The sequence below is a fragment of the Paenibacillus sp. SZ31 genome (assembly GCF_012912005.1).
In the GTDB taxonomy this organism is placed as follows: Bacteria; Bacillota; Bacilli; order Paenibacillales; family Paenibacillaceae; genus Paenibacillus.
This window is the reverse complement of sequence record NZ_JABBEA010000018.1, coordinates 1-24,581: the sequence shown is the minus strand read 5'-3', so window position 1 is coordinate 24,581 and position 24,581 is coordinate 1. Positions and strand designations below refer to the sequence as shown.

Genomic DNA, 24,581 nt, shown 5'->3' with positions numbered 1-24,581 from the left:
AGCTAATAACTATAACGGGCTATAACTCTTTCGTAGAACGGTTATTCCGATCAGATATGTTATATTTAATTCTATAATGATAAACGGGGAGATTAACCTATATGAGCACACAAACAGAACCTAAACAGCGAACCGTCACTCCATTTCGTTATGATATTGTTGGTAGTTTCCTGCGCCCGAGTGCGTTGAAAGATGCCAGATTAAAATACCAGAACGGCGAAATCACCACGGAACAGTTGAATGAAGTAGAGAACGCCGAGATTGTGAAACTCGTACAAAAACAAAAAGAGGTTGGCCTTCAAGCTGTAACCGACGGCGAATTCCGCCGCTCTTGGTGGCATCTGGACTTCTTCTGGGGACTGGATGGTGTAGAGCGGACAATTATTGATGAGGGTTATCGATTCAACGGTGCGACATCCAGACCGGAAACAGCTCGTCTGACCGGTAAAATTAGTTACAGCAGTCATCCATTTGTAGCGCATTATGCCTTCTTGAAAGCTACGGCTGGCGAGGACGTTGTTGCCCGTCAATCCATCCCAGCGGCTGCACAGTTCCTATTCGAATTGGATCGGGCAGATAATAAGGAAAGTACACAGGCCGTCTATCCGAACCGCCAAGAGCTTCTTTCGGATATTGCTAAGGCATACAAAGTATCCATCTTGGCCTTCTATGAAGCCGGCTGCCGCAGCATTCAGATTGATGATTGCACATGGGGCGCACTATGTGACCAACAGTTCATCACAGTGATGGAGCAGATTGGCGTCAATGTGGAAGAGTATGCAAACGAACTTGCAAAACTGAACGAAGAAGTGGTATCCGGCCTGCCGGAAGACCTCGTGGTAACCACTCATGTCTGCCGCGGTAATTATGTTTCAACGTTTGCAGGAGTCGGTGGCGGTTACGAGCCGATTGCGCAGACACTTCTGAGCATCGATAACTACTCTGGCTTTTACCTGGAGTTCGATACAGAACGGGCTGGTGACTTCAAGCCACTTCGTTTCCTGAAGGACAATCAGCAGGTCGTGCTGGGCCTCTTCTCTTCCAAATTTGGAGAGCTGGAGAATAAGGAAGATATTCTGAAACGGATCGAGGAAGCCAAACAATATGTTGATCTGGATCGAATCTGCCTGAGCCCGCAATGCGGCTTCGCTTCCACGGAAGAAGGTAACCATCTGACCGAGGAACAGCAATGGCGCAAGATTGCGTTCATTAAGGAAATTGCCGAAGAGCTCTGGAAGTAATCTTCGTACCGTTATTCATCAATCACGCATGTGTTATGCATAAGTAAAAACAAAGTGTTAATTCAGCCGTACGGACAATCATCCGTATGGCTTTTTAGTGTAGTCCGCTTTTATGAGTGGATGTTTAATCAGAGCCCGTAGTATGCAGGTTGTTAAATAAGATACAATAATAATGTAGAAAGCGGACAGCGGCATACCAGAGGAATTTCCAACATTTTAGAACAAAGTCGCCTACCTGCGTCTAAATCCATCTAAAAGTGGTGAATTCATGAAAGAATTGCACAATCAGATCAATCGGAAAACGTATTACATCTCAATGCTTACGATCATTGCTCTGATGTTATCGGGATTAATCCTGTCCACGACTGAATTGAACGGGATTACGGTGGGGTATGTGATCCATTGCCTATGCGTAACCGTTCTGGCCGTATGTTTATTGCTGTATCCAAAGGTGGAGACGTTTTCCTTTAGATTAAGCATCATTCTGATCGGGTTTGCATACTTCTATACGCTTGCTTTTCTATATCCCCAGTCGTGGACAACCTATATTCTCATTTGTCTTCTTCCAGCCCTCGCGATCCTGTTCTATGATCTGAAATTATTCTATTGTTCGTTGATTCTAAACGGAATTTTGATCCTCATTACGTTTGGTTACAATCTTCTGTATAACCAAGGGAAAGAGTATGCATATATACATACGGATGTGGTCGGCAATTTTATCAATATTATGGCGAGCCAAATCATTCTATTTCTTATTTTCCACCTGACCTTTTCTCGGATGAGGAAGCAACAACTGTATTTTGAACAATTGCAGCAATCAGAGCGTTTGAAAATGATCGCCCATTTAACGGCTGCCGTTGCACATGAAATTCGAAATCCAGTGACGGTTGTGCGAGGTTTTTTGCAGCTGTATCGAGAAGACACCTCTTTTGAGCAACCGGTGAGAAATAAGTTTGCTTTAATGATTGATGAGTTGAATACCGTCGAACAGGTGACCTCTCAATTTCTGACCCTTGCCAAACCTAATAGAGAACTGAGACCAGAGAAGGTGGATGTTAAGGAAGTTCTAGAGGGTGTGACAGGTCTGCTCAGCTCCTATGCGATGTTGTCGGACAAACATATGGATATGCAGGTGGAAGAGGGCTGTACAATTCTTATTAATACGATTGAGTTCAAGCAGTTGCTGATCAATCTCATCAAAAATGCACTGGAAGCTTCGGATGCGGGCACAACCGTTAGAGTAACAGCGAAGCGAGTGAAGCAGTGGGTGGAGATGAGAATAACGGATCAGGGAAGCGGCATGACAGAGGAAGAGGTAAAGTCACTAGGGACTCCATTTTATTCATTGAAAACGAATGGGACGGGACTGGGATTAATGATCTGTTATAACATCGTGGAAAAGTATGAAGGAACGATCGAATATCACAGCGCCAAAGGTCAGGGGACCTCGGTGACTATTCGTTTTTTAGCTAAAACGGATTAGGTCAAAAATAAGATAGCGACAGTCGGGACAAAGGATCTTTGTCGCAACTGCCGCTATTTGTCTATTTCGCATGATATCGCCCTTTGGGCACCACCATCGGTGATCCTGAAACGGGATCTTCAATGACCGTACATTCCAATCCGAAAATGTCTTTGACCTGTGGTGCGGTTATGACCTCTGCGGGCTTACCCTCAGCCACAAGTTTTCCGGTGTGAAGTGCAAAGATATGATCCGCATATCGCGCCGATAAGTTGATATCGTGCAGTACCATCACAATGGTCGTTCCATGTTTGCGATTCAGCTCGGTAAGCAGGTCCAGGATCTCAACTTGATACGTAATATCCAAGAAAGTCGTCGGCTCATCGAGAAAAAGGATATCGGTCTGTTGCGCTAGCGCCATGGCAATCCACACACGCTGACGTTGTCCGCCTGAAAGCTCATCTATATTGTGATTGGCAAACTCGGTGATGTTCATAATGGTCATGGCTTCGGCCACGGCCTCGTAATCCTTTTTGGTCCAGCCACTGAACAAGGATTGGTGTGGAAACCTTCCACGGCCAACCAGATCGGCTACTGAAATGCCTTCCGGAACAATGGGAGACTGCGGCAGTAACCCGATCACGCGAGCCAATTGCTTGGGTGGGATCTTGCTAATGGCTTTGCCGTCCAACGTAATGCTGCCAGATGTAGGCTTAATGAGCCTGGCCATCGTTTTCAAAAGGGTAGACTTACCGCAGCCATTAGAGCCAATAATGACGCTTATTTGGTTGCTCGGTATAACGATATCCACGCCGTGGATAATGGTTTTATTTTCATATCCGGCAACGAGTTGTTTCGCTTCAAATACATGTGTCGGTTTCATTATAACTCCCCCTTACGATTCATTCGGATTAACAGGAAGATCAGATACGGTGCTCCGAGTAATCCGGTAATGACGCCTACGGGGAATCTGTACTCAAAAGCAAACTGTCCGATGAGATCTGAGGCAAGAACCAGATTAACGCCAACCAGACCTGCCGGGAGAATGTTCGAAGAGCCAACACCTACGAGTCTCTTCGCAATAGGTCCCGCAAGGAAGGAGACAAAGGCAATCGGGCCTGTAGTCGCCGTAGCAATGGCAACCATGCAGACCGAGCTCACGATAAGTGCAATTCTGGTCTTGTCCGTGTCTACACCTAGTGAAAATGCCGATTGTTCTCCGAGTTCCAATATACTGAGGTGTTTGCCCAGCATCATGATGATGGGTGAGCAGATGAGTACGGTAATCACGAGAGGCGGTAGTGCACTCATCTGAGAACCGTTCAGACTACCTGTGAGCCAGCGGATTGCGGCAGGAATATCCTTTTCAGAACTAACCAGCAGGAGATAGGAGATGACCGCATCAAGCATAGCTTGAATACCGATCCCGATAAGTATTAACCTTCCGATGGAGAACACTTTTCCTCTGGAGAGTACATATATGAACAACACCGTAGCCAGACCTGCAATCACTGAAGCCAGGGAAACAATGGCTCCGCTTGCATGAAGCACGACGATACAAAACACAGCCGCAGCGCTTGAACCTGACGTGATCCCGATAACATTAGGATTCGCCAGCGGGTTCCGCAACATGGTCTGGAAGGTATAACCTGCAATACCGAAGGCAAATCCGGCAAAGAGACCTGTAAGCATTCTCGGTAAACGTATCGTATTCACGGCAAAAGATACACCTTTGATCTTCTCTCCCGAAAGGGAGCTAATCACATCTTTGACCGGATAGATTGTGTTGCCGAGCAAAAGCATGGCGCAGCAAAGAGCACATGCAAGTATGGCAAGGAGACTGGTGACAAGTATCCAGCGGCGACGTCGATGACGTCTGCCCGCCATAATAAATTCAATCGATTGATCTCTCATAATGAACGCACTTTCGATCGCATCGCGAGGATGATTAATATTGGAGCACCTATAAAGGCGGTAACGACGCCGACTTCAAGCTCTCCAGGGTTGCTGATGAGTCTGCCACCGACATCGGATATCGTTAGAATGATCGCTCCAGCTATGGCTGACATGGGTATGACAAAACGTAAGTCGGGGCCCAGTATAAGGCGTATGACGTGGGTAGATAACAATCCGATGAAACCAATAGGTCCAGCCAGTGCAGTAGCTGCACCGCACAATAGAACCCCTGCAAGAGCCGCGATGAATCGAAGTGTTCCTGTTCGAACACCGAGTCCTGTTGCAACATCGTCACCCAGAGCTAAGGCGTTCAGTGCCGGGGCCGTAAGAAATGCAATGAGTATGCCAATGAGCAGGAACGGGATGAAAGTACTGATTCCACTCCAGGTTGCCGATCCTACGCTGCCCACTTGCCAGAACCTGAACTGGTCCATGACATAAGAGCGAGGGATCATAATGGCAGTGACGAGTGAGGAGAGCGCGGCACTGATGGCCGCTCCGGCCAAAACAAGCTTAATGGGCGTGGCTCCGCCACGCCCCATTGAGCCGATTCCGAATACGAACACAGCTGTTATTGCAGCCCCGGCCAGTGCCAGCCAGATATATTGATTGGCACTGCTGATGTTCAGGAATGCAATACCGATCACCACAAATAGGGATGCCCCTGTATTGACACCCAATATACTTGGGTCGGCAAGTGGGTTCCGGGTAACGGCTTGCATAAGTGCTCCTGATACGCCGAGTGCTACCCCGCATAACAAGCTGAAGACTGTTCGGGAGATCCGTTTGCGCACGATGTTTGCCCCATAAGAGTCTACTTCCGGGTGAAATAATCCGTCGATTAACTCATGAAACCTCACGGGTCTAGAGCCAAAGACCAGTGAGGCAATCATAGTTGCACCGAGCAGAATAAAACAAATGACTAACACCAAGATGAAGTTCTTGGGGACATGTGCTCGTATTCGATTATCGTTCGAAAGCGATGTACTATTCATTGATCTTGTCGATTGCTCCACTAATCAATTTCAGGTAATCATCAATAGTATAAGAGATGGAAAGTGGGTTTGGCGTTCCAGCAGCAACCAAAGGTGTATCTGCTTCAATGAATGCTACGGAACCACGTTTAACCGCAGGGATTTTACCTAGCAGCGGATCAGCCTGAATGGCTTTCAGCAACTCGGCATTTCCGTATCCAACAATAATATCTGCATCATTAAGGGCTTCAGCATTCTCTGCACTTAAGCTCAGGGAGTAGCTGTTAGGGTCTGTAATTTGGCTAGTGATGCTATCTGGAATAACCAATCCCAGCTCACCCAGGAAAGATACACGGGAATCTACAGGTGTATAGATATGAAGTTTGGACATGTCTTCAGCGGAGAAGTTAACCCAAACTACTTTTTTGTCTTTGATCTGAGGATATGCGGCTAATTTCTCGTTGACCATAGCCTCAGTCTCTTTGATCAGTTGCTCGCCTTCTGCTTCCATACCCATACCCTTCGCATTGAAAGTAACCTGCTCGCGCCATGTCGTTGCCCATGGAGCCGTTGGGTAAGCTACAACCGGAGCAATTTCACTAAGAAGATCGTAGTCTTCCTGAGTGATACCGGAGTATGCTGCAAGAATAACATCCGGATTGGAATCGGAAATCGCTTCAAAATCAAGTCCGTCTGTATCTTGGAAAACGTTCGGGTCGGTTACACCGAGTTCATCGAGTTTCTTCGCAGTCCAAGGCAGCAGTCCGCTGTCATCCTGAACACCAAAGTTAGCAGCCGAGAAGCCTACAGGAACTTGTCCAAGCGCGAGAACGACATCTTGGTTCGCCCATTGTACTGTAGCTACACGTTCAGGTTTTTTCTCAATAACCGTTTCGCCCAAAGCATGTTTAATTGTAATTGGATATCCGGCATTCTCATCTGTAGCTGGAGCGGCCGAATCACTTGCAGCAGGAGTTGCTGCTGGCTCAGCTGTTTGGTTGCCACAACCTACCAATGCCAGGATAAAGATCAGTGAAATCAGTAACGCTGTTAATGGAAACTTTCTCTTTGTATTCATGTGTTTCCCCTTCCTGAATCTTAAAATGTATTTGATAGTGCTGAACATCTTGGTTGAACAATTACATCCATTGGGATGTAAAAAGTAGATATATAAAACGTTTTATATATCTGATAATGATTATCAACATCAATAAATATATCTTTTTTTCAAAGGCAGTGTCAATGAAAAAATTGTAAACGTTCATATCATATTAGGGCCACATTTGTTAGGGAGGTATTCTAATATCCGTTCTTAACGGAAAAACTTGGGGAAGAAAGGCGTCATTGTAAGTTTGGTGAGTGATGAAGCGGATCAGACTAAGTAGTTTCTATTAGAGTAGATGTTATGTACGAATTCCTCATTATATTGAACAATAACAAATAAGGCCGCAGATATTCTGACGGCCTTATTTATATGTGCTGGAAAGCAATGCGTGGCAACACCTTATCGCCCAGTTCCGCATCAATATTATTCCACTTCGATCTCCTTCACCGTCTCTCCCTCAACCAGCACGGGCTGATAGTAGGTGTTCGTTGGCAGATCCTTTTTGCCTTGCAGGTTCTTGATTACCCAGTCAGCAGCATCGCGGCCCATTTGCTCTTGGGGGTGGGTTAGTGTTGTTAGCCTTATGTTGGCGTTCTTGGCGATGTACGAATTGTCTTGTCCAATGATGGATAACTCATCCGGGATCGAGATGCCGAGATGCCTACAGGCGTGCACAACCTCCAGTCCTACCTCGTCGTTGTAACAGACGATCGCGGTGAGCGAATCCCTATTTTCGTCCAGATACGTTGCTACATTGGAGGAAAGTTCTTGTTTCGATGCGGTATCAAAGGAAAGTACTTGCTCAGGATGGAACCTTAACTTCGCTTCACCCAGTGCTTTGATGTACCCCTTCATACGGTACTTGCCTTGTAGGTCATCCATTTTGGCAATTATGCCAATCTGGGTGTGGCCTTTGGCGATCAATTCCCGAGTGGCAAGATAGCTGGATTGCACGTCATCCAGACAGAAGAACGGAACCTCCAACTCTTCATAGAACGCATTAATCATCGTAAACGGCACATCCTGCTCTTTGAACGACAGGTAGTACGCAATGTTGGGATTGTAGAGATTACTTTTGGTCGGTTCGACAATCAGGCCATCCACGCCGTAGGATAGCATCATTTCGAGTGCTTTTTTCTCTTGTGCCACATCATTATTGGTGCTGGCCAGCAGTAACGAGTAGTTGTCCTCATTCAGACGACTCTCGATACCGCGGATAATGGACGGAAAGATGTAATCCGAGATGTATGTCGTGATCACACCGATCGTTTTCTTCGACGTATGGCCGCCTGAGCGTGATCGGTACTGATTGCTAACGTAGGTTCCTGAACCCTTTTCGCTTCGTAAAAACCCTTCGTTCGATAACTCCAAAATAGCCTTCCGCACCGTCTGGCGACTCACGTTGTAGCTATCCTGTAATGCCGACTCCGTAGGGATCTGTTCACCTATGCTATATGTCCCCGAGAGGATATGACTCTTTATATCATCAATGATGACCTGGTATTTTGGCTTCACGTAGTCCACTTCTTTCATCGTTACTCATCTATATCAACGTTGTTGTTCAAATAGTTGTACGTACATATTTTAGCATGATTCAGTTTGAATGCATATAAAACAGCACAATTTTTGAAATAAACCGTACATATCAGGTCTTTTTAGAAAGAGGTGTACCTTACAGCATAGCCAATTTATAGCGATTTAAGTCCTTTTATTGATCAAATAGAGCACGATATGTGCTCTTTGTAAGTATAACTATTATATATTATTGACAAATGTACGTACAAAAAATATACTAAGGCTGTCAGAAAAGGAAAGCGCATTCTTTGAAAACACAACAGGAAGCTTTTATACAAAATTCGTGATAAGTCACTGCCATGAGTAGAAGCATCAATTTATATATACATCCTTTGGGATGTGAAATCGCGACCGGAGAGGGGATACACGTGATTATGAGTCAATTGGATTTGAAAGAAGCCATTACCAAGGGCGCTACTTCGCTTGGAATTGAATTTGGATCAACGCGGATTAAAGCGGTGTTGATTGACGAACGTTTTGAGACCATCGCGTCAGGCAGTTATGAATGGGAGAACCTCCTGAAAGATGGATATTGGACGTACAACCAGGAGGATATCATCACAGGTCTGCAAACGGCTTATCGTGAGATGAAGCAAGATGTGGAACAGAAATACGGAATTACGCTGCGCACGGTCGGTTCTATCGGTTTCTCGGCCATGATGCACGGATACATTGCGTTGGATAGCGCTGGCGAACTGCTGGTACCTTTCCGCACCTGGCGTAATGCTACTACAGGAGCAGCTGCAAGAGAGCTAACGGATCTTCTGCAATTCAATATTCCTGAACGTTGGAGTATCGCCCACTTGTATCAAGCGATTTTGAACGAAGAGGTGCATGTGCCACAGATTGATCACCTGACAACCTTGGCTGGATACATCCACTGGTTGCTGACAGGCAATAAGGCGATTGGGATCGGCGATGCTTCAGGGATTTTCCCAATTGACGAGTCTACACATAACTATCACCCATCCATGATCCAACAGTTCGACGAACAGATCGCAGGCAAAGGTTATCCGTGGAAAGTTGAGGACCTTCTGCCCAAGGTATATCTCGCGGGTGAGAATGCAGGTGAGTTGACGGAAGCGGGAGCCAAGTTGCTCGACCCTTCGCAAGATCTGCAAGCAGGCATTCCGCTCTGCCCGCCAGAGGGCGATGCCGGAACGGGTATGGTGGCAACGAATAGCGTGAGAAAACGTACGGGGAACATCTCCGTCGGAACATCCGTATTTGCGATGATCGTACTGGAGAAGGAATTATCCAAAGTGTATCCCGAGATCGATATGGTCACCACGCCGGATGGCAGTCCAGTAGGGATGGTGCATGCCAACAACTGTTCCAGTGATATCAACGCATGGGTTGGATTGTTCCGCGAATTCTCTCAAGCGATGGGATATGAAGTGGATAACGGCAAGTTGTTTAGCGTGTTGTTTAACAAGGCCTTGGAGGCAGACTCTGATGGTGGTGGCTTGCTCAGCTACGGTTACTACTCGGGTGAGAACATTACGGGACTTGAGAAAGGCCGTCCATTGTTCGTCCGCTCCCCGGAAAGCAACTTCAATCTGGCAAACTTCATGCGGACACATCTGTTCAGTGCCTTCGGTGCACTCAAGCTGGGTATGGACATTTTGACGGAAGAAGAGAATGTAGCCATTGACAGCATTTTGGCTCACGGTGGCCTGTTCAAGACTCCTGTCGTCGGACAACGTATTGTAGCTGCTGCGATGAACGTACCGGTGTCGGTAATGTCTACCGCTGGTGAAGGCGGCGCATGGGGCATGGCGCTTCTGGCTTCGTACATGATCAACAAGGATCAAGAGGAAAGCCTGGATGTGTTCCTGGAGCAGAAAGTCTTTAACGATGTGGAGGGTGTCGAAGTGGCACCGGATGCATCGGATGTAAAAGGGTTTGAAGCATTTATCGAACGCTATCGGAATGGACTCACAATTGAGCAATCAGCCGTAGATCATCTGGTAGAGAACGGGAGGGAATAACATGTTAGAACAACTGAAAGAAGAGGTATTCCAGGCGAATCTGGAACTGCCGAAGCACGGACTTGTAAAATTCACATGGGGTAACGTCAGCGCAATCGATCGGGAAAGCGGTCTGTTCGTGATCAAACCAAGTGGCGTCAGCTACGATACGATGAAAGCAAGCGACATGGTTGTGGTTGATCTGGACGGTAACGTGGTGGAGGGTGAGATGAGACCTTCCTCGGATACCGCAACACATGCCGTACTATATAAGCATTACTCGGAGATTGGTGGCATTGTGCACACACACTCCACGTGGGCGACTATCTGGGCGCAAGCTGGACTGGACGTACCTGTAATGGGAACAACACATGCGGACACGTTCTATGGAGCAGTGCCTTGTGCACGTTTCCTGAACCAGGATGAGGTTGATCGCGGATACGAAGCGGAGACGGGACGCGTCATTATTGAAACGTTTGAACAGCGTGGGATTGATGTTATGGCTGTTCCGGCAGTGTTGCTCCATGGTCACGCACCGTTTACGTGGGGGAAAGATGCCAAGTCTGCGGTGGTGAACAGCGTCGTGCTGGAGGAAGTATGCAAAATGAACCTGTACGCGCGGCAGTTGAATAACTTCGCTAAAGAACTGCCGCAAGGCATTTTGGATAAACACTATCTGCGAAAACACGGAAAAGACGCGTATTACGGACAAAAGTAATTAGTTTGTGTATCGATAGGATGACACTAATCCAATCGAATAGGTCTTGTGCTACTACTGCCAACGAAGTTGTATAAAACTTTTACACGATAACGGAGAAGACAGAAGAAAGCTGGAGAAGCGGAGCGTTCACCTTTATCCCCGGATTTTCCCTTTAGAAAAGGGAATCAAAAAAAATCTGGGGATAACAGTGATCGGAAGATTATTCTGGCTGCGCAGTGATCCAGTGTAACCCATTTATTCAACTATAAAATAATGAAATGAGGATGATTATATGTCAGCAGCAAAAGAATTCTGGTTTGTGGTCGGTTCACAGCACTTGTACGGAGAAGAAGCACTGGGCGAAGTAAAAGCCAACGCACAGAAAATTACGGATGCTCTTAATGCAAGTGGCGTACTGCCGTACCCGCTCGTATTGCAGGATTTGGCGGTAAGCGCAGATAAAATCACAAGCACGATGAAAGAAGTGAACTATCGTGACGAAGTAGCAGGTGTCATCACATGGATGCATACATTCTCCCCGGCGAAAATGTGGATTCGTGGTACGAAATTGCTACAAAAACCTTTGCTGCACTTGGCGACGCAATTTAATGAAAGCATTCCGTGGACAACCATCGATATGGACTTCATGAACCTGAACCAAGCGGCACACGGTGACCGTGAATATGGCTTCATTAATGCCCGTCTGAGAAAACAAAATAAAATCGTTGTTGGTTACTGGGAGCGCCCAGAAGTGCAACAACAGGTTGCTGACTGGATGGACGTAGCGGTAGCTTATAATGAAAGCTTTAACATCAAAGTAGCTCGCTTCGGTGATAACATGCGCAACGTGGGCGTAACCGAAGGTGATAAAGTGGAAGCACAGATCCAATTCGGATGGACCGTTGATTACTTTGGAATTGGCGACCTCGTGCAATACGTGAACGCTGTAACAGAGCAGGAAATCGATGATTTGATCGCTCAGTATGGAGACCTCTACGAATTCGATTATGGCACGAACAGCAAGGAAGCTTGGGAAGCTAGCGTACGTGTGCAAGCGAGTTATGAAATTGCGATCAAACGTTTCCTGGACGAAGGTGGTTACAGCGCCTTTACTACAAACTTCGAAGATCTGCATGGCATGAAGCAGCTTCCGGGTCTGGCCGTGCAACGCCTGATGGCGCAAGGGTACGGATTTGCCGGTGAGGGTGACTGGAAAACAGCTGCACTGGATCGTTTGCTGAAAATTATGGCTCATAACGAGAACACAGGCTTCATGGAAGATTACACCTACGAGATGGCTGCTGGACAGGAGGCGATCCTACAATCCCACATGCTTGAAGTAGATCCTACACTGGCTAGCACGAAACCAAGAATCATCGTGTCCCCACTGGGTATTGGCGATCGTGAAGATCCGGCACGTCTTGTGTTCGATGGCAAAGCAGGTGAAGGTGTCGTGGTATCCATGGCAGACTTCGGTACACATTACAAACTGCTGATCAATGAAGTCTCTGCATTCGAGCCTACCGTCCCAGCACCTAATCTGCCGGTAGCGCGTGTTCTGTGGAGCGTTAAGCCGAACTTCCAAGATGGAGTGAAAGCATGGATCGAAAATGGTGGTGGTCACCATACGGTTGTATCCTTGAACCTGACCACAGACCAGATCGTGACGTATGCGAAGCTGGTGAACCTGGAGTACGTTATTATTAAGTAAAAGTGGATTGGCAGCTACTGCCTGAACTCATACAAATTCTTTCTCTGCGGCCGGGGGTTAACCCTCGGCCCTTTGTTTGTTAGTGTGCCCAGAGGCACGCATTATCTAGTTGGTGAAAGTCCAATCAAAGGAGGGGCCAAGCCACCTTTGTAGCTAGGATGCTTGCACATGGCGAGATCTGTGTGTAAAAGCGCATCGACAAAAGTACCGGTCAGAGACCGGGCGAGCGACAATCCAGGCCGCAACATCAAGTGAATCCTGCCGCGTCGTCAAAAGGGCCCTGCGAAGGGGAAAAGAGGGAGCCGAGTCTTGTGACAATGGACGAAGGCCAAGGAAGCTGTGCAGAACTTGGGACAACAGTGAAGAACCCTCCGGCGTAAAGGGAACGGCATGGCTTGAAAGATGATACAGTGAACTGGGGAGACCCTCCCCCACACGGATTTTTTTTTTTTAGGAATTCCGTAAAGAGATGCTCTATAAGTCCAAAAGACGAAGTGAAACGTCTGTGGGAAGGGAGTTCGAGGGGCTCATAGTACCGAAGAACCCAAGGACAACATAACCTTGGGGAGGGAAGGAGCCCTGCTTTGTTTATGCTTTTGGAGGAGGTACGAGTGAGTGAATGCCAACCGGCTAACAACACCAAAGGAAAAAGTTCAAAAACTCCAAGAAAAGCTAGGCCATGTGGCCAAGGAGAACAGCAAGCGTAAATTCCATGCCTTGTACGACAAAGTCTACCGGTGGGATGTCTTGTGCGAAGCCTGGAGACGAGTGAAAGCGAACAAGGGAGCGGCAGGTGTAGATGCCATGACGCTTGCGGATGTGGAGGAACAAGGAGAAATGAACTTCCTCGAGGACTGCGAACGAGCATTGAAAGAAGGCACCTACCATCCGCAGCCTGTACGGCGGCACTATATTCCCAAGAAAGATGGGAAGCAAAGACCGCTGGGCATACCCACCGTGCGCGACCGTGTCATACAGATGGCAACGAAACTGGTGATTGAACCTATCTTTGAAGCGGATTTTGAGGACGTATCCTTCGGATTTCGCCCGAAACGAAGTGCAAAAGGAGCGCTGGAACGAATTCGGAAAGCCTGCAACCGCAAAGGGAATTGGGTAATCGACGTCGATATCCAAGGTTACTTCGATAACATTAATCAAGAGAAGCTTATGAAATTGGTGCAGATGCGCATCAACGACAGGCGGATACTGAAATTAATACGGAAGTGGCTTCAGGCGGGAGTGATGGAAGAAGGAAACGAAAGGCGCTCCGATTTAGGAACACCGCAAGGTGGTGTGATTTCACCGCTTCTGGCGAATATCTATCTGAACTATTTTGACCGACTATGGGAGAAACATGGAAGAGGTCTGGGAGAACTGACAAGGTATGCAGACGACTTTGTAGTAATCTGTAAAACCAAAAAGGATGCCGAGCATGCGTATGAACTCATAGGCAAAATTATGGAACGTCTGGAGCTAACCCTGCACCCGATCAAAACTCGCATTGTAGGTCTATGGACAGGAGACGAGGGATTCGACTTCCTAGGAATGCACCACCGAAAAACGAAAGCAGAAACGTCGCAAGGGAAGGTATATCACACCACGCAGCAATGGCTAACCAAAAAGGCGGAAGAACGTATTCGTGGAGTCATTAAAGAGCGATTGTCTCCACCGAGTATGCGATCTAGATCGTTTGCGGAACATGTGAACTGGCTCAATCCGAAGATTCAAGGATGGAGAAATTATTACTACACGAGCTACAGCCAAAAGAGATTAGCTAAGTTGGACTGGTATATTCTGCAACGATTAACACGGTGGTACGCGAAGAAGAGACAACGTAGGAGTTGGATGAGTTCACGATCGGAAGTCAAGTATATTGCCAATATGTATGGATTAAAAACGCTATTGTAGTCTCTGCATGCCCATGAATGACGAACATCGGAAAGCCGTATGAGGGAAAACCTCACGTACGGTTTGATGAGGAGGGACTGGTTTGAATCCAGCCCTTTACTCTAGTGCTGAGAAGCATGATGTGAAGCTGAGCAAGGATTTGCTTTTACATAGAGATGGGATAAGAAATGGAGGAGGATAGATATGTATACAAAAGAAAGCTTAATGCAGCAATTAGAGCAGCTTAATGTTGATAGGCATGGCACGTTGCTTATTCACTCTTCAATGAAGAGTTTAGGCGAGGTTGAAGGTGGAGCAGACACGGTGTTGGATGCCTTTAGCGACTATATGAAGGACGGATTGCTGGTGCTTCCCACCCATACATGGTCTACCATTAATGCGGATAACCCATTGTTTCACGTGGAAAATTCTACCTGTTGCGTGGGCATTCTGCCTGAACTGTTTCGTAAACGTCCGGGCGTCGTTCGTTCGTGGCACCCGACGCACTCGGTAGCGGCACTGGGAAGGGACGCAGAGGCATTTACGAAGGACGATCATCTCTTCGATACACCGTGTGCGAGAGGCTCAGCATGGGGGAAACTGTTAGATCGGAAAGTGACGATCTTGTTAGTAGGCGTTGACTTGAAGCGGAATACATTTATCCATGGGGTCGAAGAGTGGGTGGACATCCCTGGCAGAATGACGGACGAGCATGAGATGCTGTATACGGTTTTACCAGATGGAAGCCAGATTTCAGTACCATCCCGCAGACATTGTGGGTTGCCATGGTCGGAGCATTTCTGGAAAGTAGACGAGGTACTGGTTCGCGAAGGTGCGATGCGTAAAGGACAACTCGGTGATGCGGTTGTTAGAGTGTGTGATGCGAATAAGACAGCAGAGGTAATTACAGAGATGCTGAAGGACAATTCGGAGTTGTTCTCAGACAATTTGCCTTTGGATGATGTATATGAATAACGGATTGTAATATGAAATGCGACATCTACTGAAAGTAAATATGTAAAGAGAGAAGCTAATATTTCCTTTCTCTTTACATATTTAAAACCTCTACACTACAATCACTTAAACTTAGTTGTCGTAGATAGCCAATATTGTGCATTTATAAACAATATAAGGCTTAGTACCCAAATTTTACGAAGGAAATACTTCAGTTCTGAAATGGGAATAGGGATTGAATTCCCCAAATAAATATTAATGAAACCTACACTCGTTTGGGTGGTTAGTAACTGAAAGGATAAGTAAGAAGTTACAACAAGCAAAGACCATCCAGTATTTCGGGTCAAGACCATAGCCAAGAATCCCAGCCCTGCATAAAAGAAAGCCTGAGCAGATAGTTGAAGCACCAAGGAGATAGCAGCGTTCAAGTTAATCCATTTCATTAAGACAATTAGCATTATTGTCAGGAGAATTACATACAAGAAAAAGAATAAGAGCACGTTAAAAATTCCGATTTTGAATCTACTCACTGGCAGGGAAAATAACAGCTCATTACCATGTTCTGATAATAAATCTTGTAAGACGAAAATGCTCCACCAGCTACCAAATAAGGGGAAAATCAATTCGATAACAGGCATAGTTTGCGTTAGATCTCCATCATTAAATATAAGAATCAAAATTAGTAGCAGTGTTGTTAAGATAGGCATGTAAGCATTAAAGCTCATTGCCTTCCAAGTATAGATAAGAGGAGAACGTGTTCTCAATTTTCTTCATCCCTCTGCATATAATAAAAATAAGCGTCTTCAAGTGTTGGGATTTCAACTACACTATCTACTGGCGGTTCTTTCGATAGAAATCTGATCTTAAATCTATTTCCTATGGATTGTTGACGTATTACCTTTAATTCATCTTGTATAAGATTCAGTTCCTTTTGGTCAACCTCAGTTGACCAAATCAATTTATTAACACTTTCTCTTAAAGCATTAATTTCTTCATTTCTTAGAACCGAACCTTTGTGCAATATCGCAGCTTTGGTACATAGTGTTTCTATATCCTCAACAATATGAGAGGATATAACTACCGTATTTTTCTGACCAATTTTATGCAAGATGTTTCTGAACCTAATTCGTTCTTCAGGATCTAATCCAGCTGTAGGTTCATCTACTATAATAATTTTTGGATCTCCTAAAATGGCTTGCGCAATCCCTACACGACGTACCATGCCTCCTGATAGCTTAGAGATTTTGGAATCCTTCACTTCTAATAAATTAACTTGCTCCAGTACCTTCAAAACTTTTGCAGCACGATCTTTTCTGATACCTTTTAAGCCAGCAATATGAAGCAAGCATTCTATAACGGTTAACTGTTTATATAATGAAAAGTTTTGAGGAAGATATCCAATCAAATTCTTAACTTTTTGCTTTTGCTTCCAGTTCAGAACTCCAAATTCTATAGTCCCATCATCATAGGATTCCACTGTTGTTAGTATTCTCATTAAAGTAGATTTCCCTGCGCCATTTGGACCTAGCAAACCAAAGATTCCTGGTTGAACTTCGAGATTGATGTTATTCAGGACAGTTTTTGAACCATACATTTTGGAGATATTCTGGATTATTAGGTTGGTCATTCTCCGATCAATCCTTTTCATATTTAATTATTATTTTCTGCAATTCATTCCAACTGAATTTATCGGAGCTTTGTAAACCTGCAATCCAATCTTTAAAGAATGAAATGATCAGATCTTTGTTATTAATATAGCGGTCTAGGAAAGTCACTAATTCATTAAATTCTTCGCTATGAGTCGGATAGTAGCTTGATACTAAGTCTGGATAAATGCGAGAAAGTGAAGTAGTTGTCTTATCTTCATCATAGATATATTGCTCATACCAATACGAATAGCTGTTTGTCAGGAGGTCTTTTAACAGCTTATCCTGTGTATCCCATTTGTAATTGTTAACTATTCCTACTAAGAGACGTTGGATCATCCTTTCTCTATTACGAAAAGCGTTGTTAGAGTTGGAAAGAATATCAATGTCTATGATGGCATAGTTATCTTCCAACCAAATGGCTTCTTCATTCATTCTTGTTTCAATGAAGAATAGTGTATTTAATTCATTTGGAGTAAATTCGAATTGTTGGTTGATGTCCTTATAAACTTCAATAAAATTTGAAATATCTCTATAAATATGATCAGACATATTGTAAAGGGCGAATGGACGTACAACTCTTAAATTATCAAATTGGATTTCTTCCATGTCACCAGAAATCAAGGTCACTCCTGAAGAGCTGTTCCCTTCCCATTTTCCGTTTGATCGTGAAATTAGGTTTGTATATAGTGGTTCTGGACCTGAATAGTTCAAAGAGAAGCTCGCCTGATCTTCAGGTGTGTAGGTATGGAAGATGGTCATATAATTATCTATAAATTCTGCGACAGGTTGTTTGCCTGGAACGGGGTACCAAGCTAAAAAACTAGGTAACATAACTGCCTGTTGATTAGAAAAGAATCGTTGAGGACCATAGCCACTATAATCAATCTCAATAACGTAATCCTCGCTTTGTTTTAAAGGTTGAGACAATGGAACAATAAGATAATCAACCTCTTGGCTAAATTCAATATTTTCACCATTAAAACGTATGCTGTTTACCTTGAAGTTATGGTATAAGGAAAAAACAAGTTGATTTAAGTTTGCTTTTGGTTCTAGAAGAATACTTAATTTATTATTTAAACCGTTGTTAATTGAAATATCCATATTGTAGTTTTTAACAATAAATTGGGTGCCCTCGGTGTATTTTTTTACAGTCAAATTTTTGTAATAGTCATTATCTGATTTTATCGCCTGCTTGGAGGTCAGTTCCTCCAGATGTGGGGACATGGCACTCCAACTTCCTACAGCACTTAATAATAAAACAGTTAATAAAACAGTATTAACTGTTTTATTATTTTTCCGGGAATTCAAATTAAATATCACGAATGTAATTAAAATTATTGCCATTATAAAAATAAATAATTTTGAAATAAATCTAAAGGATTCCACTGGGAACCCATAGACGATATGGTATACCCTGAAAGGGTCTGATTGGCCTAAGTTTATTAAAAACATTAATTTTTGCATCCACACAGGCATTGTTTTAGTTGCTGCAATGAATACAATCTGATTTAGTGGACCGAGAAATATCCCTGCAATAATCATTATTGGGAATACTAGTTTAGATCTAATTGTTGTACCAAGTACAATGCCTAAAATACCGCATACAATAAAACTAAGAACCCAGTATAAGAGAAAATACATTAATGACGCATAATAAAATTGTGATGGAACGCCAAATAAAGCAAATAAGGAAAATAAAACTAGTATATGCAATGAACTAAAAGCTAAAGAGATAATAATAAGATGTATTACTTTTCCTACCAATTTTATTTCATATGCGTTATTGATAGTCCGGAATAATTCTTCAGATTCATCGGTAGTTTCTTGCCTTGCGAGTAAGATTCCGTAGATAAGGAACATAAATATAGCTGCTTGTATTATGTACGCAGTGGCATTTACCGCTTCACCTGGCTGATAGGATCGTATAGAGTCTAGAGATCGGTATCCAAAGTATAAAAGTGAACTCAATACGATTAGATAACTCCATCTGTTGCGATGTAATAGAAGTAATTCATTTTTTATACTATCTATAAGCTTATACATACATGCACCTCATTGAAAACAAAGCTGCAGAGAGAACTAAGTCTGCAGCTTCGTCTATTCTTTTAGTTTTGTGCTTTACCGTTTGCAACTACACCATAATAGTTCGGTCCATCAGGGTTAAGATCAAGTCTATAATCTGCAGTCGCAACATCGGTACTAAATAAAGTACCACTGAATCCAACTTGTGCTTCAGCTTCGCGGACGATGCTGCCACTAGATTTATGGAGTTCATACCAAACAGAGTTATCTGAATGAGTTGGATTCACATAGCCAGATACAGATACTGTTTCGTACATAGGAACCAGATTACCCTCAGAGTATGTTTGGTAGTAGCTGATAGATACATTACTAGCTTTTCCACTACCTGCGTAAGCCGCTGATGCGATACTAAGAACACCCAATAGTGTTACAATAGCAATTTTCTTTTTATTCATGATATTGTTCCTCCTAGTATAAAATAGATATATTGAATGCTGGCCAGCAAAACAATCAAAAAAAGAAATATTTATGTAATAAATTAATAATATTCCATTGGAATGATTTTGTAAATATGTAAAAACAAAAAAATGACATCTGGTGGGATATTATAGCTGTTGTGTGAAATGAATTATAATATTATGTGATTTGAATATTTGAATAATCATTTAATTTCGCTCTGCATTACCTCTGATGATAACCTTAGCTGATTTCGGGATTGGAATTGGATCTATGGTCCTCAATAAAACAACAATTCCTAAACAGTCAGATTCCATCACAAAAGAAGTAAAATAGATCAGCATTTCGATCAGAGGTTGGTCGGACTTCCAGTGTATGGGCTACTCACCCTTTTGGTGGTGTGATAAGATATGGTTAAATTAACCAATAAAATTGGCATAGCAGTATTGAATATAAGTGTTTATTGAAGTTTTACATAAGCGTCACTCAGAAATATGAACGATCATGTTGTCATTGTCGCATCTAAGAAGGAGAAGATTCGTGAACCCATTAGTATGGTATGATCTCTTTTTATTTGTCCTATTGTTTGGTGTAGGTGTATATGTGTTTGCTACGGTTAGAATTACGAACTTACATAAGGTGTACTTTTTATTCCACGGGTTGATGATGCTCTGGCCTTTCTGTCAATTTGCGAGTACGCTCACGGATGATTCCGGCTTACAGCTGTTCTACGTTACGTTATCTTTCGTCGCGGTTTCTCTGCTTGGGAGCGGGTGGCTTCTATTGACGATATTCATTACCGGCTATTCAGAGCGTTTGAGTGCAAAAGGAACGTTCCTGCTATTTGTCCCTGCAGTGATCGGGGCTATAGGTGTGGTCGCAAATCCATGGAATGAGTTCGTCATCCCGCTGGAGGGAGGGTATATCGAGCGGGCTTACGGCCCTTGGTTCTGGGTTGTGATGATTATTCTGGTGAGCTATTTCTTGGCTTCCCTCGTCATTCTGTTCCGGGCGGTGTATTCTTCGCAGACGTCTGCCATGATCAAAAAACAGGTGAGAATCACTCTGTGGGGCATCTTGGTGTTGGCTGTTTTTGCAACGATTGATGCGATTCTGAATGTCGTTCTAGCCCGCTGGTTGCCGATCATTCCTGGAATGACTTCGCTGGGGATCTTTCTGTCGGACCTCTTCTTCGTCTATGTGATCAAAAGATACAATGTATTCGATCTGGTCTCCATCGCCCATGAGGATGTAATCAATACCATTCCATATGGCATCCTGGTACTGGATGAGAATGAAGTCATTGTTGAAGCAAACAAAGCCTCACGATCCTTTATGGATCTGCATGTGGGGGATTCTTTTGATCTGGAAGCCTTTCTGGAATCTGTTCATGTTGTGGGCAGCTGTCGGGAGTTCGTGAATCACTATAAGAAAAAAGAAAATACCCTCTCCCACATTGAAGTGATCGTGGAGCGGGACAACAATATCCGGCACTATATCCTGCAATCGTCTCCGATTGTGGATTCGGCTCTTGTGCCGATCGGTCATATTCTCACGTTCCAGGATGTCTCGCAGGAGCGTTTCTATGTGAAAGAGATGAATCGCCAGAACGTAACGCTTCAGGAGCGGAATCAGGCGCTAGACTTGATCCGTCAGGAGTTATCCGAGGCCAATCGCAAACTGGAGGAACTCGCGCTGACGGACAGTTTAACCAACTGTTACAACCGTCGTTATCTGACCCAACATCTGAATCACGAGGTCATTACCAATATTCAATACAAAACACCATTCTCACTCCTGCTGCTTGATATCGACTACTTCAAAGCGATCAATGATCGCTATGGGCATGTCATCGGGGATGAGGTGCTCGTCCGCACGGCGGAGGCGGTCAAACAATCGATTCGCAGTACCGATATCTTGACGCGTTATGGCGGGGAAGAGTTCATGATCTATCTTCCGCATACGGAGCATGACTTGGCGAACCAAATCGCGGAGCGTGTGAGAACAGCTGTGGAGTCCAACCACATTATGGTGGATCACGAGATTATGCAGGTGTCCATTACTATTAGTATTGGGATTCTATCCTTTGAGGACTTTGAAGTTGTGCATGTGCCGGAGAATCCGGAGGGGTATTTGACGCAGTTATTCGCAGCGGTGGATAAGGCCTTGTATCAGGCGAAGCAGAATGGGCGTAATCGGATTGAGTTTGCGGAGTTTGAGCGGGGAGTTATTTGATAAGGAATAACAAAAAGAGTGGGGGAATTAATCCACTCTTTTTGGTGTTAGCGCATGATTTTGTTGCAGATATATTTAATCGGAATTTTTATGTGATTTTTCGATAGCATTTAAAACTTCTTTGCTAATTTTGGTCAATGATACGATTGTATCTGTACTTTTGCTGCTTATTAAAGTTATATGTTCGTCCAAGGCTCTTTTGTACTCAGATTCTTCTTTGAATTTAAAGATTTGTTCAGCAGTGACCTGCAATCCATTGATTATTTTCTCAAGAGTCTCCAAAGAAATGTTACGATCTCCCCGTTCAACTCCACCAATATAGCTGTAATGAAGACCTGCTGCTTCGGCCAGTTGTTCCTGAGTCCAGCCTTTTGCCTTCCTTAACTCACGTATCCGATTTCCTACGTCCTCTGGTAAACTCATTTTATCACCTCCACTTAAGGTTAGAAGAGGTTATAGAATCCTTACAGACTAATATGTGCAAACTGTATTGTTGAATAAAAGTACTTATAAGTACAATTTAGGTTGATCTTCTTTTGATTTATCTATACAATTATAAGAAAATGGATAATTAAGGAGGATATCTTTGCGATCTTCTATCCTAAAATCACTCAAACCGGACATCATTGTTGAAATGTTGGACATGGCTGTGGCCTTTGAAAATTGGAACAAGGTGATGGAGAGGGCGGACATGTTATATCAATGTGTGCAGTCTATCCATGAAGAGCGGCAGGAGTATCAGTCAAAGGGAATACCTACTCCGTATATACATACCGAGCGCCCATTGGTCTACTATTACGGGTTCAGTCACTTAATGCGGGGTATGGCTCACCAGAAGATGGGACAGGTAGATCAGGCGCGGGCATGTATCGATCAATATGCAGATCTGAGATGGATGGAGGATCTGGATGAGGTAGGTATGCAGGTGATGCAGGAGTTTAGGCATAAGGCACAGGTGAATCGGTATGTTCTTGAGATTGAAGCCGGGCAGGTGCAACTGCTGGAGGAGTTTGTGAACTTTTTGCTTGAGCATCCGGAGGAATGGTTGGTGGGTCTGAAAGTGATTACAGAAGCAGCAGTGCGGCATAGGTGGCAGATTGATCGGGTTTTACAGGTGTTTGAGGATCAGATACAGGGTGTTGGCAGAGAAATAGATTCTTCAAACAACGATGATATGTACCAATACTGTTATCAGCGGGCTTTGTATGAACAGTGGATGGGAAGACCACAGGAGGCATTGGAGTTCATTTTGCAGGCTATTCGGTTAGCGGATAAGCTTGGGATGGATCGGTATTTTATAAGGTGCACGGCATTGTTGGAATCATTGCGGGAAGAGGCGACGGCGGAGCAGATTGGACGGTATCGGGTGATGTTGGAGGGGATATAATAGAAGAACGATTAAAGCTAGTGTCTCATCTAACAACAATACTATATACAACGTCCACCATTTTGGGTATTATTGGAATGCTTATCAAGAATTCAATAATACCCAAAAAGGAGAGAAGACATGAAAGACAAAGTGAAAGGTTTAGTTATAGGTGTATTAATAGGTTCATTATTAACAGGAGCAACAGCTTTTGCGGGAACTAATACTAAGATTAGTGTAGTTATGGAGAACGTTAAGATGATGTTCAACGGAGTACATAAAAGCACGACCCAATCAATCGTTTATAATGGTAATTTGTACGTACCTGCTAAAACAGCAGCTCAAACTATGGGTGAATCTTTTACTTATGACGGAAAGAGTAAAACAGCCTCATTCGGTACTAAAGCTGGAACATTTAAGTATTTGGACGAGGTCTCTTATGCTAGGATCGATGGTAGAGTAGATAATGTATATTTTAAGAATTGGAAGCATCCTGATGGGTTGAAATTTACTATAGCTAATCAAAAATATTTACATGGGATTGGTGCTATACTAGATAGTTATTCGTTCTACAACGATGATGAAATAGTATCTGTAGATTACAACTTAAATGGTGGATATAAAAAGCTAACCGGATTTATCGGAATTGATGATTACACACGTAATTCTAAAAATTTAGGATCATTAGTGATAAAAGGCGATGGCGAAGAATTATTTAGAAAAGATGAAATGAAGGGCGGAGATGTACCTGAAAAAATTAACGTTGATGTTACAGGTGTGCTAAAACTCCAAATTTTCTTTGAAGCAGCTTTGAATAAAGGGGAACAACTCGATATTGTTCTTGGTGAAGCTAAGTTAATTAAATAATAAAGTCAAATAAAATTAACGGGGGTTTAGCATGCGTAAAGTTATGTTACTTGTAATCACAGTCTTTATGTTAACTACATTATTTTCATCAGGTGTTGATGCAGCCACAAAGACTACAAAAAAACTAGTAGTCGGTAAATTAGAGGGGGCAGTTACATATCAATATAATAAGTTTATTGGAACTAAATCGGATGTTGGAGCAGTAGTTTACTTAATTCCAAAAAAACAAAAGAAAGCTTCAATTACTACACAACAGATGATTGATATTTCTGACAAAAAGATAAAAGCTAGTTCAGTTGGTATATATTATGCAAAAGTGAATGGCAAAGGTGAGTACAAGATTAGTGGAATACCCGAAGGTGATTATATAATCTTGACGGATTGTCAAACCAAGTGCGACAGTTCTTCTGCGAAAGATTCGTGAGCGGTCTTCCAACCCAAGCATTTTCGT

General features: G+C 43.7%; 21 protein-coding genes. 11 read left to right on the top strand and 10 right to left on the bottom strand.

Annotated features, from left to right (window positions below; genetic code table 11):
- Positions 1 to 101: 101 nt before the first annotated feature.
- Entirely contained in the window at positions 102 to 1,241 is a 1,140-nt protein-coding gene (locus HF638_RS24515) for a 5-methyltetrahydropteroyltriglutamate--homocysteine S-methyltransferase (protein WP_169482590.1), read from the top strand.
- A 268-nt stretch (positions 1,242 to 1,509) separates the two neighbouring features.
- Positions 1,510 to 2,724, top strand: coding sequence for a sensor histidine kinase (locus tag HF638_RS24510; protein WP_169482589.1), 1,215 nt, complete (start codon positions 1,510 to 1,512; stop codon positions 2,722 to 2,724).
- A gap of 61 nt (positions 2,725 to 2,785) precedes the next feature.
- Here HF638_RS24510 and HF638_RS24505 read toward each other — a convergent pair whose 3' ends face one another.
- The 5 genes from HF638_RS24505 to HF638_RS24485 form a co-directional block, all read right to left on the bottom strand.
- Positions 2,786 to 3,586, bottom strand: coding sequence for an ABC transporter ATP-binding protein (locus HF638_RS24505; protein ID WP_062836569.1), 801 nt, complete (start codon positions 3,584 to 3,586; stop codon positions 2,786 to 2,788).
- Positions 3,586 to 4,617 carry a FecCD family ABC transporter permease gene (locus tag HF638_RS24500; protein WP_169482588.1) on the bottom strand — a complete coding sequence of 344 codons (1,032 nt, stop codon included), beginning with the start codon at positions 4,615 to 4,617 and terminating at the stop codon, positions 3,586 to 3,588. The genes HF638_RS24505 and HF638_RS24500 overlap by 1 nt, the downstream gene beginning before the upstream one ends.
- Entirely contained in the window at positions 4,614 to 5,654 is a 1,041-nt protein-coding gene (locus HF638_RS24495; RefSeq protein WP_169482587.1) for a FecCD family ABC transporter permease, read from the bottom strand. Before HF638_RS24495 ends, HF638_RS24500 begins: the two co-directional genes overlap by 4 nt.
- Entirely contained in the window at positions 5,647 to 6,711 is a 1,065-nt protein-coding gene (locus HF638_RS24490; protein ID WP_169482586.1) for an iron-siderophore ABC transporter substrate-binding protein, read from the bottom strand. The genes HF638_RS24495 and HF638_RS24490 overlap by 8 nt, the downstream gene beginning before the upstream one ends.
- A gap of 450 nt (positions 6,712 to 7,161) precedes the next feature.
- Positions 7,162 to 8,253: a substrate-binding domain-containing protein gene (locus tag HF638_RS24485; RefSeq protein ID WP_169482708.1), complete on the bottom strand. Its 1,092-nt coding sequence runs from the start codon at positions 8,251 to 8,253 to the stop codon at positions 7,162 to 7,164.
- A gap of 434 nt (positions 8,254 to 8,687) precedes the next feature.
- On the opposite strand from HF638_RS24485, the gene HF638_RS24480 reads away from it, so the two are divergent.
- The 5 genes from HF638_RS24480 (at position 8,688) to HF638_RS24460 (ending at position 15,556) form a co-directional block, all read left to right on the top strand.
- A complete protein-coding gene (locus tag HF638_RS24480; protein WP_169482585.1) occupies positions 8,688 to 10,304 on the top strand; it encodes a xylulokinase in 1,617 nt (538 codons plus the stop codon).
- Between the two features lies 1 nt (position 10,305).
- Positions 10,306 to 11,001, top strand: coding sequence for an L-ribulose-5-phosphate 4-epimerase (locus tag HF638_RS24475; protein WP_036611813.1), 696 nt, complete (start codon positions 10,306 to 10,308; stop codon positions 10,999 to 11,001).
- A gap of 274 nt (positions 11,002 to 11,275) precedes the next feature.
- Positions 11,276 to 12,694 carry an L-arabinose isomerase gene (araA, locus tag HF638_RS24470; protein WP_169482584.1) on the top strand — a complete coding sequence of 473 codons (1,419 nt, stop codon included), beginning with the start codon at positions 11,276 to 11,278 and terminating at the stop codon, positions 12,692 to 12,694.
- Positions 12,695 to 13,309: 615 nt separating this feature from the next.
- Positions 13,310 to 14,602, top strand: a complete 1,293-nt coding sequence (gene ltrA / locus HF638_RS24465) for a group II intron reverse transcriptase/maturase (protein ID WP_169482583.1) — start codon at positions 13,310 to 13,312, stop codon at positions 14,600 to 14,602.
- Positions 14,603 to 14,785: 183 nt separating this feature from the next.
- The gene (locus HF638_RS24460; protein ID WP_169482581.1) at positions 14,786 to 15,556 is read left to right on the top strand and encodes an AAC(3) family N-acetyltransferase; all 771 of its coding nucleotides are present in this window, start codon (positions 14,786 to 14,788) and stop codon (positions 15,554 to 15,556) included.
- 101 nt (positions 15,557 to 15,657) lie between these two features.
- Here HF638_RS24460 and HF638_RS24455 read toward each other — a convergent pair whose 3' ends face one another.
- The 4 genes from HF638_RS24455 to HF638_RS24440 all read right to left on the bottom strand — a co-directional run bounded on the left by HF638_RS24455 (position 15,658) and on the right by HF638_RS24440 (position 19,661).
- Complete coding sequence (locus tag HF638_RS24455; RefSeq protein ID WP_169482580.1) at positions 15,658 to 16,299, bottom strand: hypothetical protein; 642 nt, start codon at positions 16,297 to 16,299, stop codon at positions 15,658 to 15,660.
- Positions 16,296 to 17,162, bottom strand: coding sequence for an ABC transporter ATP-binding protein (locus HF638_RS24450; protein ID WP_169482579.1), 867 nt, complete (start codon positions 17,160 to 17,162; stop codon positions 16,296 to 16,298). Before HF638_RS24450 ends, HF638_RS24455 begins: the two co-directional genes overlap by 4 nt.
- Before the next feature lie 7 nt (positions 17,163 to 17,169).
- Positions 17,170 to 19,227, bottom strand: coding sequence for an ABC transporter permease (locus tag HF638_RS24445; RefSeq protein ID WP_169482578.1), 2,058 nt, complete (start codon positions 19,225 to 19,227; stop codon positions 17,170 to 17,172).
- Positions 19,228 to 19,289: 62 nt separating this feature from the next.
- Positions 19,290 to 19,661, bottom strand: coding sequence for a hypothetical protein (locus tag HF638_RS24440; protein ID WP_169482577.1), 372 nt, complete (start codon positions 19,659 to 19,661; stop codon positions 19,290 to 19,292).
- Positions 19,662 to 20,202: 541 nt separating this feature from the next.
- Between HF638_RS24440 and HF638_RS24435 the strand changes: the two genes are divergently transcribed.
- Positions 20,203 to 21,897 carry a diguanylate cyclase gene (locus tag HF638_RS24435; RefSeq protein ID WP_169482576.1) on the top strand — a complete coding sequence of 565 codons (1,695 nt, stop codon included), beginning with the start codon at positions 20,203 to 20,205 and terminating at the stop codon, positions 21,895 to 21,897.
- 75 nt (positions 21,898 to 21,972) lie between these two features.
- On the opposite strand, the gene HF638_RS24430 is transcribed toward HF638_RS24435, so the two are convergent.
- A complete protein-coding gene (locus HF638_RS24430; protein WP_169482575.1) occupies positions 21,973 to 22,320 on the bottom strand; it encodes a helix-turn-helix domain-containing protein in 348 nt (115 codons plus the stop codon).
- A gap of 163 nt (positions 22,321 to 22,483) precedes the next feature.
- Here HF638_RS24430 and HF638_RS24425 point away from each other — a divergent pair, with 163 nt between their 5' ends.
- From HF638_RS24425 to HF638_RS24415, 3 genes are all read left to right on the top strand, one after another.
- Positions 22,484 to 23,284: a DNA-binding protein gene (locus HF638_RS24425; protein WP_169482574.1), complete on the top strand. Its 801-nt coding sequence runs from the start codon at positions 22,484 to 22,486 to the stop codon at positions 23,282 to 23,284.
- 120 nt (positions 23,285 to 23,404) lie between these two features.
- On the top strand, positions 23,405 to 24,130 hold the full coding sequence (locus HF638_RS24420) for an NPCBM/NEW2 domain-containing protein (protein ID WP_169482573.1): 726 nt from the start codon (positions 23,405 to 23,407) through the stop codon (positions 24,128 to 24,130).
- 31 nt (positions 24,131 to 24,161) lie between these two features.
- Complete coding sequence (locus tag HF638_RS24415; protein WP_169482572.1) at positions 24,162 to 24,554, top strand: hypothetical protein; 393 nt, start codon at positions 24,162 to 24,164, stop codon at positions 24,552 to 24,554.
- The last annotated feature ends 27 nt before the right edge of the window (positions 24,555 to 24,581 follow it).

What these genes read in the sequence shown, in the direction of transcription:
- HF638_RS24515 (WP_169482590.1), top strand. Translation starts at nt 102, where the DNA reads ATGAGCACACAAACAGAACCTAAACAGCGAACCGTCACTCCATTTCGT.
- HF638_RS24510 (WP_169482589.1), top strand. Translation starts at nt 1,510, where the DNA reads ATGAAAGAATTGCACAATCAGATCAATCGGAAAACGTATTACATCTCA.
- HF638_RS24505 (WP_062836569.1), bottom strand. Translation starts at nt 3,586, where the DNA reads ATGAAACCGACACATGTATTTGAAGCGAAACAACTCGTTGCCGGATAT.
- HF638_RS24500 (WP_169482588.1), bottom strand. Translation starts at nt 4,617, where the DNA reads ATGAGAGATCAATCGATTGAATTTATTATGGCGGGCAGACGTCATCGA.
- HF638_RS24495 (WP_169482587.1), bottom strand. Translation starts at nt 5,654, where the DNA reads ATGAATAGTACATCGCTTTCGAACGATAATCGAATACGAGCACATGTC.
- HF638_RS24490 (WP_169482586.1), bottom strand. Translation starts at nt 6,711, where the DNA reads ATGAATACAAAGAGAAAGTTTCCATTAACAGCGTTACTGATTTCACTG.
- HF638_RS24480 (WP_169482585.1), top strand. Translation starts at nt 8,688, where the DNA reads ATGAGTCAATTGGATTTGAAAGAAGCCATTACCAAGGGCGCTACTTCG.
- HF638_RS24475 (WP_036611813.1), top strand. Translation starts at nt 10,306, where the DNA reads ATGTTAGAACAACTGAAAGAAGAGGTATTCCAGGCGAATCTGGAACTG.
- araA (WP_169482584.1), top strand. Translation starts at nt 11,276, where the DNA reads ATGTCAGCAGCAAAAGAATTCTGGTTTGTGGTCGGTTCACAGCACTTG.
- HF638_RS24460 (WP_169482581.1), top strand. Translation starts at nt 14,786, where the DNA reads ATGTATACAAAAGAAAGCTTAATGCAGCAATTAGAGCAGCTTAATGTT.
- HF638_RS24450 (WP_169482579.1), bottom strand. Translation starts at nt 17,162, where the DNA reads ATGACCAACCTAATAATCCAGAATATCTCCAAAATGTATGGTTCAAAA.
- HF638_RS24445 (WP_169482578.1), bottom strand. Translation starts at nt 19,227, where the DNA reads ATGTATAAGCTTATAGATAGTATAAAAAATGAATTACTTCTATTACAT.
- HF638_RS24440 (WP_169482577.1), bottom strand. Translation starts at nt 19,661, where the DNA reads ATGAATAAAAAGAAAATTGCTATTGTAACACTATTGGGTGTTCTTAGT.
- HF638_RS24430 (WP_169482575.1), bottom strand. Translation starts at nt 22,320, where the DNA reads ATGAGTTTACCAGAGGACGTAGGAAATCGGATACGTGAGTTAAGGAAG.
- HF638_RS24420 (WP_169482573.1), top strand. Translation starts at nt 23,405, where the DNA reads ATGAAAGACAAAGTGAAAGGTTTAGTTATAGGTGTATTAATAGGTTCA.
- HF638_RS24415 (WP_169482572.1), top strand. Translation starts at nt 24,162, where the DNA reads ATGCGTAAAGTTATGTTACTTGTAATCACAGTCTTTATGTTAACTACA.